General features: G+C 68.3%; 14 protein-coding genes. 4 read left to right on the top strand and 10 right to left on the bottom strand.

Going from position 1 to position 16614, the window contains the following annotated elements; genetic code table 11:
* Positions 1–3: 3 nt before the first annotated feature.
* From gabT to B0I29_RS35950, 3 genes are all read left to right on the top strand, one after another.
* Entirely contained in the window at positions 4–1284 is a 1281-nt protein-coding gene (gabT, locus tag B0I29_RS35960; RefSeq protein WP_111653611.1) for a 4-aminobutyrate--2-oxoglutarate transaminase, read from the top strand.
* A gap of 65 nt (positions 1285–1349) precedes the next feature.
* Positions 1350–1805 carry an Lrp/AsnC family transcriptional regulator gene (locus B0I29_RS35955; protein WP_220091523.1) on the top strand — a complete coding sequence of 152 codons (456 nt, stop codon included), beginning with the start codon at positions 1350–1352 and terminating at the stop codon, positions 1803–1805.
* Between the two features lies 1 nt (position 1806).
* On the top strand, positions 1807–3081 hold the full coding sequence (locus B0I29_RS35950; RefSeq protein WP_111653609.1) for an NAD(P)/FAD-dependent oxidoreductase: 1275 nt from the start codon (positions 1807–1809) through the stop codon (positions 3079–3081).
* An 8-nt stretch (positions 3082–3089) separates the two neighbouring features.
* Here the strand turns inward: B0I29_RS35950 and B0I29_RS35945 are convergent, their stop codons facing one another.
* On the bottom strand, positions 3090–5213 hold the full coding sequence (locus tag B0I29_RS35945) for a sensor histidine kinase (protein WP_111653608.1): 2124 nt from the start codon (positions 5211–5213) through the stop codon (positions 3090–3092).
* The gene (locus tag B0I29_RS35940) at positions 5214–5636 is read right to left on the bottom strand and encodes a response regulator (RefSeq protein WP_181558150.1); all 423 of its coding nucleotides are present in this window, start codon (positions 5634–5636) and stop codon (positions 5214–5216) included.
* Positions 5637–5795: 159 nt separating this feature from the next.
* Here B0I29_RS35940 and B0I29_RS35935 point away from each other — a divergent pair, with 159 nt between their 5' ends.
* On the top strand, positions 5796–6344 hold the full coding sequence (locus tag B0I29_RS35935; protein ID WP_111653607.1) for a hypothetical protein: 549 nt from the start codon (positions 5796–5798) through the stop codon (positions 6342–6344).
* A 61-nt stretch (positions 6345–6405) separates the two neighbouring features.
* On the opposite strand, the gene B0I29_RS35930 is transcribed toward B0I29_RS35935, so the two are convergent.
* The 8 genes from B0I29_RS35930 to B0I29_RS35895 all read right to left on the bottom strand — a co-directional run bounded on the left by B0I29_RS35930 (position 6406) and on the right by B0I29_RS35895 (position 16584).
* Positions 6406–7785, bottom strand: a complete 1380-nt coding sequence (locus tag B0I29_RS35930) for an aspartate aminotransferase family protein (RefSeq protein WP_111653606.1) — start codon at positions 7783–7785, stop codon at positions 6406–6408.
* A 192-nt stretch (positions 7786–7977) separates the two neighbouring features.
* The gene (locus B0I29_RS35925) at positions 7978–8817 is read right to left on the bottom strand and encodes an ABC transporter permease (protein WP_111653605.1); all 840 of its coding nucleotides are present in this window, start codon (positions 8815–8817) and stop codon (positions 7978–7980) included.
* The gene (locus tag B0I29_RS35920; protein ID WP_111653604.1) at positions 8814–9677 is read right to left on the bottom strand and encodes an ABC transporter permease; all 864 of its coding nucleotides are present in this window, start codon (positions 9675–9677) and stop codon (positions 8814–8816) included. The genes B0I29_RS35925 and B0I29_RS35920 overlap by 4 nt, the downstream gene beginning before the upstream one ends.
* A gap of 2 nt (positions 9678–9679) precedes the next feature.
* Positions 9680–10891 carry a polyamine ABC transporter substrate-binding protein gene (locus B0I29_RS35915; RefSeq protein WP_111653603.1) on the bottom strand — a complete coding sequence of 404 codons (1212 nt, stop codon included), beginning with the start codon at positions 10889–10891 and terminating at the stop codon, positions 9680–9682.
* Between the two features lie 44 nt (positions 10892–10935).
* Positions 10936–12093 carry an ABC transporter ATP-binding protein gene (locus tag B0I29_RS35910; protein WP_111653602.1) on the bottom strand — a complete coding sequence of 386 codons (1158 nt, stop codon included), beginning with the start codon at positions 12091–12093 and terminating at the stop codon, positions 10936–10938.
* A gap of 64 nt (positions 12094–12157) precedes the next feature.
* Positions 12158–13585, bottom strand: a complete 1428-nt coding sequence (locus tag B0I29_RS35905) for a gamma-aminobutyraldehyde dehydrogenase (RefSeq protein WP_111653601.1) — start codon at positions 13583–13585, stop codon at positions 12158–12160.
* A gap of 159 nt (positions 13586–13744) precedes the next feature.
* Entirely contained in the window at positions 13745–15082 is a 1338-nt protein-coding gene (locus B0I29_RS35900) for an aspartate aminotransferase family protein (protein ID WP_111653600.1), read from the bottom strand.
* Positions 15083–15093: 11 nt separating this feature from the next.
* On the bottom strand, positions 15094–16584 hold the full coding sequence (locus B0I29_RS35895; RefSeq protein ID WP_111653599.1) for a CoA-acylating methylmalonate-semialdehyde dehydrogenase: 1491 nt from the start codon (positions 16582–16584) through the stop codon (positions 15094–15096).
* Positions 16585–16614: the final 30 nt, after the last annotated feature.

Here is a 16614-nt window from a genome sequence, read left to right as displayed (position 1 = left end):
ACCGTGTCATCGTCGTCGTCCTCTGAAGAACTGCACAAGCGCCGCCTCGCCGCCGTGGCCAAGGGTGTCGGGTCGACCATCTCGGCGTACGTCGAGCGTGCCGCCGGCGGCACGCTGACCGACGTGGACGGCCGGGAGTGGATCGACTTCGCCTCCGGCATCGCGGTCACCAACGTCGGCAACGCCGCGCCCCGCGTGGTCGCCGCCGTCCGGGAACAGGTCGAGCGGTTCACCCACACCTGCTTCATGGTCGCGCCGTACGAGTCGTACGTGGCCGTCTGCGAGCAGCTGATCGCGCTGACGCCGGGCACGTTCGACAAGCGGGCCGCGCTGTTCAACTCCGGCGCCGAGGCGGTGGAGAACGCCGTCAAGATCGCACGGCACGCCACCGGGCGGCAGGCGGTCGTGGTGTTCGATCACGCGTACCACGGCCGGACCAACCTGACGATGGCGCTGACCGCGAAGAACATGCCGTACAAGCACCGGTTCGGGCCGTTCGCGCCGGAGGTGTACCGGGCGCCGATGTCGTACCCGCTGCGCGACGGCGGCCTGGACGGCGCCGAGGCGGCCCGTAAGGCCATCGACGTCATCGAGAAGCAGGTCGGCGCGGACAACGTGGCGGCCGTGCTGATCGAGCCGATCCAGGGCGAGGGCGGTTTCGTCGTCCCGGCGCCCGGGTTCCTGCCGGCGATCGCGGCGTGGGCCAAGCAGACCGGGGCCGTCTTCATCGCCGACGAGATCCAGACCGGGTTCGCGCGTACCGGTGCCTGGTTCGCCTGCGAGGACGAGGGCGTCGAACCGGATTTGATCACCACGGCCAAGGGGATGGGCGGCGGGCTGCCGATCGCCGGGGTCACCGGCCGGGCCGAGCTGATGGACGCGGTGCACGCCGGCGGTCTCGGCGGCACGTACGGCGGCAACCCGGTGGCCTGCGCCGCCGCGCTCGCCGCGATCGAGACGATGCGCGAGTTCGACCTGGCCGCCGAGGCGCGCCGGATCGAGTCGGTGCTGGTCCCCGAGCTGCTGGCCCTCCAGGAAGCCGATCCCGGCATCGCCGAGGTCCGCGGCCGCGGCGCGATGATCGCGATCGAGCTGGTCGTACCCGGTGGCCTGGAGCCGGACCCGGTCCGCACGGCCGCGGTGTCGAAGGCCTGCCACGAGGCGGGCCTGCTCACGCTGACCTGCGGCACCTACGGCAACGTGCTGCGGTTCCTGCCCCCGCTGGTGATCTCCGATGAGGACCTGCGCCGGGGTATCGAGATCTTGCGGGGCGCACTGCGTTGATGCCGACTCCCTCGAAAGGCTCGGTCTCTTTGCTCTCGCCAATCTCCGCAGGCAAGAATCGCGTAGTGACCGACGTGGCTCTGGACGAGATCAACAAGCAGATCATCGAGCACCTGCAACGAGACGGCCGGATGTCGTACGCGACTCTCGCGAAGACGATCGGGCTTTCCGAGGCAGCGGTGCGTCAGCGGGTGCAGCGCCTGCTCGACAACGACCTGATGCAGATCGTGGCGGTGACCGACCCGCTGACGCTGGGCTTCGCCCGGCAGGCCATGGTCGGTCTGCGCGTCACCGGCGATCTGCGCGCGATCGCCGACGAGATCGCCGAAATACCCGAAGTCGACTACGTGGTGATCTGCGCGGGGCGGTACGACCTGCTCGTCGAACTGGTCTGCACCGACGACGCCCACCTGCTGGACCTCCTCAACGAGAAGATCCGGACGGTCAAGGGTGTCACCTCCGCCGACACCTTCATGTACCTGAAACTCGCCAAACAGACCTACGCCTGGGGAACCCGTTAAATTGAGCAACAACCCCTATTTCTGGCTCGACTCCCTCGGCAGCATCGAGCGTCGCGCCGCCCTGCCCGGTGACCGCGACGCCGATGTGGTGATCGTCGGCGGCGGGTACACCGGTCTGTGGACCGCGTACTACCTCGCCAAGGCCGACCCCGGCCTGCGGATCGTGATCGTGGAGGCGGAGTACTGCGGCTTCGGCGCCTCCGGCCGCAACGGCGGCTGGGTGTCCGGGCAGTTCCCGGTCTCCGAGGCGAAACTGACCCGCCGGTTCGGTGCGGCGAAAGCGGCCGCCATGACCGCCGCGCTCGCCGGCACCGTCGACGAGGTGGGCCGGGCGACCGCCGCCGAGGGCATCGACTGCGATTACACCAAGGGCGGCACGTTGTCGCTGGTGCGCAGCCCGGCCCAGCTGCGCCGGGCCCGGACCGACCCGGGGTTCCTCGACGCCGAGCAGACCCTCGCGCTCTGCGGGGCGAACGACGTGCTCGGCGGCATCTACAGCGAGCACTGCGCGGCGCTGCACCCGGCCAAGCTGGTCCGCGGCCTGGCCGAGACGGTCGAGCGCCTCGGCGTCACCATCTTCGAGGGCACCCGGGCGCTGCGGATCGGCCGCGGCGTCGTGGTCACCGACCACGGCACCGTGCGGGCCGAGACGGTGGTCCGGGCGCTGGAGGGTTACACCGCCGGGCTAGCCGGGCACCGCCGCAACCTGGCGCCGGTGTACTCGCTGATGATCGCGACCGAGCCGCTGCCGGCGGAGTTCTGGGACCGGGTCGGGCTCAAGCGCCGCGAGACGTTCACCGACGAGCGCCGCATGGTCATCTACGGGCAGCGGACCGCCGACGACCGGCTCGCCTTCGGCGGGCGGGGCGCGCCGTACCACTTCGGCTCACGGGTCCGCCCGGAGTACGAGCGGGTGCCGGAGGTCTTCGAGGCGCTGCGCAGCACGATCACCGAACTGTTCGGCATTGAGGCGCCGATCGCGTACCGGTGGGGTGGGCCGCTCGGCATCCCCCGCGACTGGATGCCGTCGGCCGGGCTGCGCGACGGGGTCGCCTGGGCCGGCGGTTATGTCGGTGACGGTGTCGCGGCGGCCAACCTCGGTGGGCGTACGCTCGCGGATCTGATCCGTGGCAACCAGAGTGAGCTGACCGCGCTGCCCTGGGTGAATCATCGCTCGCGGCGCTGGGAGCCGGAGCCGGCGCGCTGGCTCGGCATCAACGTGGGGTTGCGCGCGACCGCGCTGCTGGACGCCTGGGACCGCCGCACCGCGGCCTGACACCGGGCTCAGCTGACCGGCGGGCCGGTCAGGGGCAGGCGGACGCTGACCACCGTGCCGGACGGGCGGTTCTCCTCCAGGCGGATCGTGCCGCCGTGCAGCAGCACGATCGCCCTGGCCAGGCTCAGTCCCAGGCCGCTGCCGGAGGTGCCCTGGTGGCGCACGTTGCTGCCGCGGAAGAAGCGGTCGAAGAGCCGGGCCCGCTCGGCGGCCGGGGTGCCGATGCCCATGTCGGCGATGCGCAGGTCGGCGGTGGCGCCCTCGGCCCGCAGCATGACGTGCACGGGGGCGCCGGGCGGGCTGTACCGGATCGCGTTGGAGAGCAGGTCGAGGACGACCTGGCGCAGCCGGGCCGCGTCGGCCGGCAGGATCAGCTCGGCCGGCACCTCGGTGACCAGGGTGAGCCGGTCGGCGCCGTGCCGGGCCGTGGTGACCGCGTCGGCGACCAGCGACGCCAGGTCGACCGGGTGCACGTCGAGGACGAGGTGGCCGGCGTCGAGGCCGGCCAGGTCCAGCAGGGTGCCGGCGATGCGCTGCAGCACCTCGGCGTTGCGGGCGATCACCCGGGCCATCTGCCGGCAGTCGTCGTCGAGGCCGGCCATCTCCTCGGCGAGGATGGTGGCGTTCGCGGTGATCGAGGTGAGCGGGGTCCGCAACTCGTGGCCGACCAGGTCGACGAAGTCGTTCTGCGCCCGGTTCAGCTGCCGGCCGATCTCCTCGGCGCGGCGCCGGGAGACGAACACCCCGATCTGCGCGGCCACCCCGTCGAGCAGCACGGTGAGCAGGTCCGGCTCGTACTCCTGGGTGCCGGCGTAGCAGGTCATCACCCCGAGCAGGGTGCCGCCGTCGCGGACCGGCACGGCCAGCGCGGTGCGTACCCCGCGGCGCAGGCAGATCTCCACCCGCTCGCGCTCGTGGGCGGTACGCAGATCCTGGCTCAGTGCGATGTCCGGCACCCAGATGGCCCGGCCGTTCTGCCAGGCCCGCCCGGTGATCCCCTCCCCCGGGATCGGGGTGTGCCCGAAGAAGCCGTCCGGGTCGAAACCGGAGGAGTCCCAGTGCCCGACGGCTTCCAGCGAGCCGGTCGTGTCGTCGACGAGGAACAGCTCGGCGGCCGGCCAGCCCAGGGTGCCGGTGACCGCCCGCAGCGCCTCGGGGGCGGCCTCGGCGACGGTGCCGGCCCGTTTCAGGACGTGTTCGACGGCGAGGTGGCAGGCCCGGAAGCGTTCGGCCCGGCGCAGCGCGGTGGCCTCGTGCGCGACCGCCACCGCGCCGAGCAGCCGCCCGCCGGCGCCGACGATCGGCCGCGCGGTGGTCGCGAAGATCCGGCACCGGTGCCCGGCCAGGTGCGCGTGCACGTCCTCGGAGAGGACCTGCTCGCCGTGCAGCGCCCGGATCAGCGGGGTCTGCTCCCAGGGCAGCGGCCGCTCGTCCGGGCCGGTGAGCACGCCGATGGTCTGGTCCTCGTAGTCCTGCGGGATGGGCCCGTCCGGTGGCAGGCCACGGGCCTCGCGCATGGCCCGGTTGACGAACACGACCCGGCCGGTGGCGTTGCAGGCGATCACCCCGGCGTCGAGGCTCTGCAGCAGTGCGCCGAGGAACGCGCCGTCGTCGAGCGCGGTCACCTCGGGGTCGGCGGAGGGACCGAGCAGAGTGCCGGCGATGGTGACCAGGGTGTCGGCCTGCTCGCCGGTCCAGTCGCGGGGCCGGGTGTCGAGCACGGTCAGCGAGCCGATCGGGCGGTCGTCCTCGTTGCGGATCGGCACGGTGACGAAGGCGCGGAGCCCGTACTCACGCACTATCGGGTGATCGCGGAACTCCGCGTCGGTCTCGGCGGCCATGTCACCGCAGCGCACCACGTGATCGGTGGAGACGGCGTACTTGCAGACCGAGTACGCCATCGGCACCCGGCGGGTGCTGCGGAACGGCTCCGGCAGGCCGTGCATGCCGAGGATGTGCTCCACATCGCCGCCGACCAGGGTGACCGCGGCCAGCGGCGCGTCGAGCAGCCGGGCGGCGAGCGTGGCGACGTCGTCCGGGTCGGTGGTGCGGCCGGGCAGGGTGCGCAGGGCCCGTTCCACCGCCTCCAGCCGGATCGGGTTGCCGAGCACCGCCTCGTCCAGCAGCACCATCTACACCGAGACCGGCATCTCGGCCGGACAGGGCGAGTCGCTGCTGTCGTGCTCGTGCGGCCCGATGTCCAGCAGTTCCTGGACGGTCGCCAGCAGCTGGTCGTTCGGGCACGGCTTCAGCAGGATGGCGCAGCACTGTGCGGAGCCGGCCCGGGGGTCACCCGGGCGCAGATGGCCGCTGAGGATCACGATCGGGGTCAGGGACACGTCCGGATGCGCGCGGACCGCGGTGATCAGCTCCCAGCCGTCCATCCGCGGCATGCCCAGGTCGGTGACGATCACGTCCGGGTGCTCCTGGACGATGAGGTCGAGCGCGGCCTGGCCGTCCTCGGCACGCAGCACCGTCATCTTGGCACGCTTGAACACCCTGGTGAGCACCAGCGCGATGTCCTCGTCGTCCTCGGCGATCAGCAAAACGGGCATCTCAGCTCCATCAAACGGTCTCTTCCTCAGGATGCCCCTGCGCGGGAGCCGCCGGGCCGCTATACCGGATTTCCCGTCCATCCGGGGGATGATCCGTCCTGGGGCGGACCGGCGTGTGCGGGACCGCGAGACTGGTGATCATGTGCCACGATCGCGGGCATGCCCTCGATCGCCCGACGTGCCGTGTTATCGCTCGTGCTCGCGTCCACGCTGCTGGCCGGGTGTTCGGACGATCCACCGGATTACCGGATCGACGGTGACGTCTGCGATCTGATCGCGGAGAACCAGGTGCAGGCGCGGATCACCGAGCCGCCGTCGAAACGGTCGGATCCGGCGAACGGTCAGTGCGAGCTGGCGTACGCCAACGGCAGCATCACGCTGCTGCTGTTCGCCGAGGTGTTTCCCGACGAGGCGGCGGCAACGGCGAAATTCGACCAGTTCAAAACCGCCGACGGTACGGTCGTCGAGCTGAAGGATCTGGGCAGCGCCGCCTATCTGCGGCGCTGGCACGACGACAGCAAGCCGTGGACGCCGCAGGATCTGAGCGTGTTCAAGTTCGTGGTCCGTGACGGCGGGCTGGTCCTGTCGTACCACTACTCGGGCTTCGTGTCCGAGCCGAAGGGCTGGCCGGCCACCGAGCAGGAGATGCAGGACGCGCTGCGCGGCGACGTCGAGCGGATCCTGAAGGAGCTGGCCGGGTCCGACTAGGGGTCCCCGGCCAGCCTCACGAGCTTTTACCAAAAGGCCTCACGAGCTCTTTACCCAAAGGTCAGAGCAGCTTCTGCGCCTCGACGAGGACGCCGCGGATGATCTGCTCGATCTCCGCGAACTGGGTCTCGGTCGCGGTCAGCGGCGGCGCCAGCTGGATGACCGGGTCGCCACGGTCGTCGGCGCGGCAGTACAGGCCGGCCTCGAACAGCGCGGTGGACAGGAAGCCGCGCAGCAGCCGCTCGGACTCCTCGGCGTTGAACGTCTCCTTGGTGGCCTTGTCCTTGACCAGCTCGATGCCGAAGAAGTAGCCGTCCCCGCGGACGTCGCCGACGATCGGCAGGTCGAGCAGCTTCTCCAGGTACGACCGGAACAGCGGGCTGTTGTCGCGGACGTGGCCGATGAGGTCCTCCCGGGCCATGATGTCCAGGTTGGCCAGGGCCACCGCGGCGCCGACCGGGTGGCCGCCGTAGGTGATGCCGTGCGCGAACATGTTGTCGCCGGAGAGGAACGGCTCGGCCAGCCGGTCCGACGCGATCATCGCACCGAGCGGCACGTAACCCGAGGTCAGGCCCTTGGCAACGGTGATGATGTCGGGCTGGTACCCGTACCTGTCGGCACCGAAGTACTCGCCGAGCCGGCCGAACGCGCAGATGACCTCGTCGGAGACGAGCAGCACGTCGTACCGGTCGCAGATCTCGCGGACCCGCTGGAAGTATCCGGGCGGCGGCGGGAAGCAGCCGCCGGCGTTCTGCACCGGCTCGAGGTACACGGCGGCGACGGTGTCCGGGCCCTCGAACTCGATGGCCTCGGCGATGCGGTCGGCGGCCCAGACGCCGAACTGCTCCGGCGTCATGTTCTCGTCGGGGCGGCGGTAGTAGTTGGTGTTCGGCACCCGGAAGGCGCCCGGCACGAGCGGCTCGAAGTCCTGCTTGAACGGCGGGATGCCGGTGATCGACAGGGCGCCCATCGAGCTGCCGTGGTACGCGATGGCGCGGGAGATCACCTTGGTCTTGAGCGGCTTGCCGACGCGCTTGAAGTAGGAGCGGGCCAGTTTCCACGAGCTCTCGACGGCCTCGGACCCGCCGGTGGTGAAGAAGACCCGGTTCAGGTCGCCGGGGGCGAGGTCGGCGAGGCGGCCGGCCAGCTCGATCGCCTTGGGGTGGCCGTACGACCAGATCGGGAAGTACGCCAGCTCGGCGGCCTGCTTGGCGGCGGCGTCGGCGAGCTCCTGGCGGCCGTGGCCGGTCTGCACCACGAACAGCGCGGAGAGGCCGTCGAGATAGCGGCGGCCGCTGGCGTCCCAGACGTAACAGCCGTCACCGCGGGTGATCACCGGTACCGGGGCGTCCCGGTACGCGGAGAGACGGGTGAAGTGCATCCACAGGTGGTCACGGGCGGTCGCGGAGAGTGCGTCCACATCAGCTGGTTGGTCTGTCACGTTGGTTCTCCTGAGCGCCACTGGTAACTACTGTTCCACGTGATCCTGCCTACGGAATCCGTCGTGCACAAGTCTATTGACCACTATTTCCGCGCCATTTCGGCACTGGAACGCTCCAGAACAAACGCGTACCCACGCAAGAAGCGCCACCCGGCAGAAGCCGGGTGGCGCCTCGGGAAGAGCGTGGGCCGATCAGTCCGCGGTCTTCTTCGGCCGCGACCGGAGGTTCGTGACCACGGCGATCAGGATGCCGGCCGCGAAGATGAGCGTGCCCATCACGTTGACCTGCGGCGGAAGGCCGACCCGGGTGGCGCCCCAGATCCACAGCGGGAACGTGACGCTGGTGCCCGCGGTGAAGTTGGTGACCACGAAGTCGTCCACGGAGAGCGCGAACGCGAGCATGAAACCGGACAGAACCGCCGGCACGATGATCGGGAACGTGACCTTCCAGAACGTCGTCCAGCCGTTGGCGCCGAGGTCGGCGGCGGCTTCCTCGATGGACCGGTCCAGGGTGAGCACCCGGGCCCGGACCACCGTGGCGACGAACGAGATGGAGAACATGACGTGCGCGATCGTGATCGTCATGGGGCCCAGGCCGATGCCGAGTGAGACGAACAGCGTCAGCAGCGACGCGCCCATCACCAGCTCCGGTGAGCTCATCGTGGCGAACATGATCAGGTTCAGTGAGCCGGAGCCGCGGAAGCGGTACCGGCCCAGCGCGTACCCGATGCCGGTACCCAGCGCCGCCGAGATCACCGAGCTGGCGATCGCGATGACCAGCGACAGGATCAGCGCCGAGGTGAGGTCGTCCAGCGCGAAGAGCTGGGTGTACCACTTGAGCGTGAAGCCCTGCCAGGTCTGGTTGTACCGCCCGCTCGGGTTGTTGAACCCGAACAGGATCATCACGAAGATCGGCAGCACCAGCCAGAGGATGATCAGCCAGGTGTAGACGTGCATGAGCTGCACGCCGCCGAACTTCTTGCGGGGCGCCTTGGCCGGTGTGGTGGCCGGCCTTTCCAGCGTCGTGGTCATCGGGCCGCCACCTTCATGACGTCCTCGGTGCCGAGCGCCTTCGCATAGGAGAAGACGCCGACCAGCAGGACCGCCATCAGGGTGAAGGACAGCGCCGAGGCGGTCGGGTAGTTGGAACTCGACAGGTACTGGCTCTGGATGACCTGCCCGATCATCGTGGTTGACGAGCTGCCCAGCACCTCGGAGTTGACGTAGTCCGAGCTGACCGGGATGAACGTCATCAGCACGCCGGCGAAGACGCCGGGCAGAGCGAGCGGCAGGATCACCTTACGGAACGCGGTGACCGGCGAGGCGTACAGATCCCGCGCCGCCTCGACCACACGGGGGTCGATGCGCTCCAGGGCCACGTAGATCGGCAGCACCATGAAGGGCAGGAAGTTGTACACCAGGCCGCCGATCACCGCGGCCGACGTACCCAGGATGTGGAAATTCTCCGGCAGCAGACCCGCCTGCTTCAGCGGATGCAGCAGGAAGCCGTCGTCGGTGAGGATCAGCCGCCACGAGATGGTGCGCAGCACGAACGACACGAAGAACGGCAACAGCAGCAGGAACAGGTACGTCGACTTGCGCCTGCCGCCGTAGAACGCGATCCAGTAGGCGGCCGGGAACGCCAGCACGATCAGGATGATCGTGGCGATGACGCCGTACACCAGCGAGCGGATCAACTGGGTCTCGTAGTCCGAGATCGCCTCGATATAGGTCTGCCAGTGACCCGTGAAGACGTACCCGTTGACGATGTCGCCCTCCTGCAGCGACAACGACAGCATGGTCGCCATCGGCACCGCGAAGAACATCAGGAGCCACAGCCCGCCGGGGAGCACGAGCAGATAAGGCGCGAGTGTACGTTTTACCCGGCCCATGATCAGCCCAGCACGATCGGGTCGAAGATCTTCGTGAAGTCCTGCTGCTCTTCGGCCGTGTTGAAGTCCACGTAGTAGTGGAGCTTCTCGTAGTCGGCCTCACTCGGGAAGACGAGCGGGCTGGTCGCCACCGAGTCGAGGTATTCCTTGTCCTCGCCGGTGAGCGCGGCGGCGTGCTTCTTCATCGCGGCCTGGGCGGCCGGTACCGGACACACGTAGTTGATGTACTCGGCGAGGGTGGCGGCGTTCTCCACCTCGTAGAAGAAGTCCATCAGCGTGATCGCGTCGACCGGGTTCGCCGCCGTGACCGGGATGCTCATGTTGTCGGTCCAGATCGTGCCGCCCTCCGACGGGACCACGAACTTGAAGTTCGTGCCGTCCGAGACGTTCTTCTGGAAGATGTCACCGGACCAGGCCTGGGTGATCCAAACCTCGCCCTTGCCGAGCGCGTCGACGTAGCTCTGGTCGTAGTACTGGCGGACGATGCCGGCGTCCTTCTGCTCGCGCAGCTTGGCGGCGGCCTTCTTCCACTCGGCCTCGCCCGACTTGGCCGGGGTGAGGCCAGCGGCGAGCAGGCCGAAGTTGCCCAGCTCCTGCAGGTCGCGGAACATGCCGACCTTGCCCTTGAACGCCGGGTCCCACAGGTCGGCGAGGGAGGTGATCTCGCGACCGGTCTTCTCCGGGTCGTACGCGATACCGGTGATACCGGACGCGTACGGGATGCTGAAGACGTTGCCGAGGTCGTACGACGACTGCGAGTACGACTTGGCGGCGTTCGCCACGTAGTTCGGCAGCTTCGAGTGGTCCAGGGGGGCGAGGAAGCCCGCGTCCCGGAACTGGCCGAACTGAATCGAGTTGGTGATGACCATGAGGTCGTAACCGATCGACTGCCCGGCGGACAGCTGCGGCTGGACCTTGGCGAACCAGGGTCCCATTTCCTGGATGACCTCGTCGTACGACGAGATCGCGATCCCGGTCTCCTTGGTGAACTTCTTGAGCTCGGGGTGCTTCGGGTCCATGTAGAGCGGCCAGTTGGCAAAGTCGAGCTTGCCGTTCTTGACCTTGCCGCTCCAGAACTTCTCGACGGCGTCAGGCGCGACGCTGGCCTGCGGCTTGCCCTGGCCTTCCACGCCACAGGCGGCGAGGAAGGCGCCCATCGCCGACATCCCGCCGAGGCGCAGAGCGTCACGGCGGCCGAACCGCCGAGACGTCATGCCCCGGAGGACGGAGGGGTCCGGCTTATTGGTGGGGAACAACTTCAGACTCCGATCGGGTACGAGTGCTGCGGGGCCCACGTGAGGAAGACGCGCTCGCCGCGCGAGGCGACGTCCTCGGCATCGTGTGCATTCTGATCGAACACCACGAAGTCTGATCCAGCGGTGGTCGCCACTGTGTAGTTCGTCGATGTGCCGTGATACACAACCTCGGAGACGGTGCCCGAGACGACGCTGAGCCCCGGCGCGTGCGGAGCCGTGCGGTGCAGGTCGATCTTCTCCGGGCGAACCGAGACTTCGATGTTGCGGCCAGCCTGGACGGTGGCGGGCAGTGGCGCCAGAACCCGTTCGCCGGACCCGAGGTCGATCACCCCGAGGCCGTTCTCGACCCAGCTGACCTGGCCGTCGAGGATGTTGGAAGTACCGATGAAGCCGGCCACGAACCGGCTCGCCGGGCGCTCGTAGATGGCGCGCGGCGAACCGAGCTGCTCGATGTTGCCGCCGTTCATGACCGCGATGCGGTCCGACATGGTCAGCGCTTCGCCCTGGTCGTGCGTGACGTAGACGAAGGTGATGTTGACCTCACGCTGGATGCGCTTGAGCTCCACCTGCATCTGCTGGCGCAGCTTGAGGTCGAGCGCGCCGAGCGGCTCGTCGAGCAGCAGGGCGCGCGGGTGGTTCACCAGGGCCCGGGCCAGCGCGACACGCTGCTGCTGGCCGCCGGACATCTCCTTGGGCTGGCGCTTCTCCATCCCGGTCAGCGAGACGATCTCGAGGATCTCGCCGACCCGGCGCCGGATCTCGGCCTTCGACACCTTCTTGCGCTCCAGGCCGAACGACACGTTCTGCAGCACGTTGAGGTGCGGGAAGAGCGCGTACGACTGGAAGACCATGTTGACGTCGCGCTTGTTCGGCGCGACATCGGTGACGTCCTGGCCGTCCAGGTACACCTTGCCCTCGGTGGGCTCCTCGAAGCCGGCGATCATCCGCATGGTGGTGGTCTTGCCGCAGCCGGAGGGGCCGAGCAGCGAGAAGAACTCCCCCTGTCCGATCGCCAGATCCAGGCTCTTGACGGCCGGCACCGACTCACCGTGCGACAGGTAGTCCTTGCGCACGCCGACGAACTCGATCGCCGGGTGCCCGGCGCGCTGACCGTGACCGGTCGGCGCGCTCGTGGCGTGATGCGGGGGAGAAGTGGTCATCTATCACCTCAGGCGGGGCGGAATTGCTGACGTTTGTTTACGACCGCGTTCTTTTACGACCGGATCAGCCGTTGTAGCTCATCACGTGCTTGATCCGGGTGTACTCCTCGAAGCCGTACATGGAAAGGTCCTTGCCGTAACCGGAGTGACCGTAGCCGCCGTGCGGCATCTCGGAAACGAACGGCAGGTGCGTGTTGATCCACACCGCGCCGAAGTCAAGTCGCCGGGAGACGCGCATCGCCCGGCCGTGGTTCTGCGTCCAGACACTGGCACTGAGACCGAAACGGACGTCGTTGGCCCAGCGGACCGCCTGCTCCTCGTCAGTGAAACTCTGCACGGTGATGACCGGTCCGAAGATCTCGTCCTGGATCATCTCATCTCGCTGTCGCAGTCCGGTCACGACGGTCGGCTCCAGGAAATACCCTCGGTCACCGATCCGCTTGCCACCGGCCACCACCTCCGCGTGATCCGGGGTCCGGTCCAGGAAACCGGACACCCGCTCCAGCTGGCTCGCGTTGTTGACCGGCCCGAAGTACGCCTCGGTGTCCGACGGGGCGCCGACCCTCGTGCTCTTCGCCGCGGCCGCGAGGGCAGCGGTGAAGTCGGCGGCGATCCGCTCGTGCACCAGCACCCGGGTGGCCGCGGTGCAGTCCTGACCGGCGTTGAAGAAACCGGCGCCGGCGATCGCGGCCGCGGTGGCCTCGATGTCGACGTCGTCGAAGACCACGACCGGCGCCTTGCCGCCGAGCTCGAGGTGCACCTTCTTCAGATCCGGCGCCGCCGACGCCGCGACCTCCATGCCGGCCCGGGTCGAACCGGTGATCGACACGAGCTGCGGCGTCGGGTGCGACACCAGCGAGCGGCCGGTGTCCCGGTCGCCGCAGACCACGTTGAGCACACCCGCCGGCAGGAACTCCGCGGCGATCTCGGCGAGCAGCAGGGTGCTCACCGGGGTGGTGTCGGACGGCTTGAGCACGACCGCGTTGCCGGCCGCGATGGCCGGTGCGAACTTCCAGACGGCCATCACCATCGGGTAGTTCCACGGCGCGATCTGGGCGACCACGCCGATCGGCTCACGGCGTACGAAAGAGGTGTGGTCGCGGAGGTACTCCCCCGCGGACTTGCCCTCCAGCATCCGCGCCGCACCGGCGAAGAACCGCAGCTCGTCGAGGATCGGCGCCATCTCTTCCTGGCGCGTCGCCTCGACGGGCTTGCCGGTGTTGCGGCACTCGGCCGCGATGATCTCCTCGGCGCGCGCCTCGACGGCGTCGGCGATGCGCAACAGCGCCCGCTGCCGCTCGCTCGGCGTGCTGTCGCGCCACACCTCGAACCCGTCGGCGGCCGAGGCCACCGCCCTCTCGACGTCCTGCGCGGAGGAGATCGGCGCCTGCGCGTAGACCTCCCCGGTGCTGGGGTCGACGATCGGGGAGGTAACCCCGTCGACGGTGTCGGTGTACGACCCGGCGACGAAGTTGCGCAGCACGGTGCTCACGAAAGAAAGGCCTTCCGGTCTTGGTGTGCCGGGGATCTCACCGGGACTGGCGAGACCATTCCACACCGATGCATTGAGGGGCAAGGGAATCCGAAGTAATTTCCAAGCCTGAAACGGAATCAGAACTTTGACCCCGGTTCAGACGACGTAATCCGGGGTTCAGCCTGTGGTGTAGCTGTCAGCCACGGTCAGCGCCTCGTCCAGGATCGCGAGGCCCTGTTTGAGGTCGTCCACGCTGATCGTGCACGGCGGCACCACGTGGATCCGGTTGAAGTGGACGAAGGGCCAAAGCCCCTTTTCCTTGCATGCGGCGGCGACGGCGTTCATCGGGGCCGCGTCTTTCCCTGCCGCGTTATAAGGGACAAGTGGCGATTTTTCGTTATCTTTCACGAGCTCGACCGCCCAGAAAACGCCCAGGCCCCGAACATCGCCCACGCTGGGGTGCTTAGCCGCGATCTTGGCGAGTTCAGGGCCGATCACGTCGTCGCCCAGCATCCGGGCGTGCTCGATGATCCCCTCCTCCTTGAAGATCTGCATGCTCGCCACCGCGGACGCCACCGCCAGCGGGTGCCCGGAGTAGGTCAGCCCGCCCGGGAACGGCCGCTCCCGGAACGTCTCGGCGATCTCGTCGGAGATGACCACGCCACCGAGCGGCAGGTAACCGGAGTTCACGCCCTTGGCGAAGGTGATCAGGTCGGGGCTGACACCCCACTTGTCGACTGCGAACCACTCGCCGCACCGGCCGAAGCCCGCCATCACCTCGTCGGCGATGAAGACGATGCCGAACTCGTCACAGAGCGCCCGCACGCCGGCCAGGTAACCGGGCGGCGGCACCAGGATGCCGTTGGTGCCGACGACCGTCTCGATCAGGATCGCCGCGATCGTGCCGGCGCCCTCGAAGACGATGGTGTCGCGCAGGTGCTGCAGAGCGCGCTCGGACTCCTGCTGCTCGTTCTCCGAGTAGAACGGCGAGCGGTAGGGGTACGGACCCCAGAAGTGCACGACGCCGATCGCGACCGGCTCGTTGGGCCAGCGGCGCGGGTCGCCGGTCGCGGTGATCGCGGTGGCGGTCGAGCCGTGGTAACTGCGGTACGTGGAGAGCACCTTGTGCCGGCCGGTGTGCAGCCGGGCCATCCGGATGGCGTTCTCGTTCGCCTCGGCGCCGCCGTTGGTGAAGAACACCTTGTTCAGGTTGGCCGGGGCCACCTCGGCGATCATCCGGGCCGCTTCGCCGCGCTTGTCGTTGGCGAACGCCGGCTGGATGGTGCAGAGCTTGGCGGCCTGCTCCTGGATCGCGGCCACCAGGCGCGGGTGCTGGTGCCCGATGTTGATGTTCACCAACTGGGAAGAAAAGTCGAGATATTTACGACCTGAGTAATCCCAGAAGTGGCTACCCAAAGCTTTTTCAATCGGCAGCGGGTCGATCAGCCCTTGAGCAGACCACGAGTGAAAGACATGGGCGCGGTCGTCCGCGCGCACCTGAGATTCAGTGGACATATGCGACATCCTTAACGAGTCTGCGGGAAGCCGAGGTCGATCGCCGAGGTTCCCGGGTCCGGCCAGCGGGACGTGACGACCTTGCCGCGGGTGAAGAAGTGGATGCCGTCCGGGCCGTACATGTGGCTGTCGCCGAAGAGCGACGCCTTCCAGCCGCCGAACGAGTAGTACGCCACCGGCACCGGGATCGGCACGTTCACGCCGACCATGCCCGCGTTCACGTCGAACTGGAACTGCCGGGCGGCGCCACCGTCCCGCGTGAAGATCGCGGTGCCGTTGCCGAACTCGTTGTTGTTGACCAGCTCGACGGCCTCGGCGTAGGTCTCGACGCGGACGACGCTGAGCACCGGGCCGAAGATCTCGTCGGTGTAGACGGTCATGCTCGGGGTCACGTTGTCGAGAAGAGTGGCACCCAGGAAGAAGCCCTTTTCCGAGATGTCGGAAATATCGCGACCATCGGCAACCAGCGTCGCGCCCTCGGACTCGCCGGCCGCGATGTAACCGACGACCTTGTCCCGGTGCTGAGCACTGATCAGCGGCCCCATCTCGGACGACGGGTCAGACCCGTCACCGATCTTGATCTTCGGCAGGCGCGCCGCGATCGCCTCGACCAGCGGGTCGGCGATGTCACCGACGGCCACCACGACCGAGATCGCCATGCAGCGCTCGCCGGCCGCGCCGTAACCCGCGCTGATCGCCGCGTCGGCGGCCGCGTCGAGCTCGGCGTCCGGCAGCACGATCATGTGGTTCTTCGCGCCACCGAGGGCCTGTACGCGCTTGCCGTGCGACGTACCGGTCTCGTAGATGTACTTCGCGATCGGGGTGGAGCCGACGAAGCTGACCGCGGCGACGTCCGGGTTCACCAGGATGGCGTCGACCGCCTCCTTGTCACCGTGCACGACGTTGAAGACGCCCTCCGGCAGGCCGGCTTCCTTCCACAGCTGGGCCAGGAAGAGCGACGCCGACGGGTCCTTCTCGCTCGGCTTGAGCACGAACGCGTTGCCGGCCGCGATCGCGGTGGCACACATCCAGAGCGGCACCATCGCCGGGAAGTTGAACGGGGTGATGCCGGCGACCACACCGAGCGGCTGCCGGATCGAGTACACGTCGACGCCGGTGGCGGCCTGCTCCGAGAAGTTGCCCTTCATCAGGTGCGGGATGCCGGTGGCGAACTCGACGTTCTCCAGGCCCCGGGCGATCTCACCGGCCGCGTCGGCGAGCACCTTGCCGTGCTCAGTGGTGACGATTTTTGCGAGTTCGCCGGATTTTTCATGCAAAAGCTCGCGGAACTTGAACAACACCGCGGAGCGCTTGGACAGCGACGCCGACCGCCACGCCTTGGCGGCTTCCTTCGCGACCGCGATCGCGTCATCGACCTCTTTTTTGGAAGCAAGATCAACTTCAGCGATCTGCGAACCCGTGGCGGGGTTGAAGACCGGTCCGACCCGGCCGCTTACACCGGCGCGCTCGGCGCCACCGATCCAGTGCGCAATGTGATTCATGGCCTGAGGTTATGTGACGACCCTGGACCG

Source organism: Actinoplanes lutulentus, assembly GCF_003259845.1.
In the GTDB taxonomy this organism is placed as follows: Bacteria; Actinomycetota; Actinomycetes; order Mycobacteriales; family Micromonosporaceae; genus Actinoplanes; species Actinoplanes lutulentus.
Note: the sequence above shows the minus strand (reverse complement) of the source record. Positions and strands in the feature narration are given on the sequence as shown.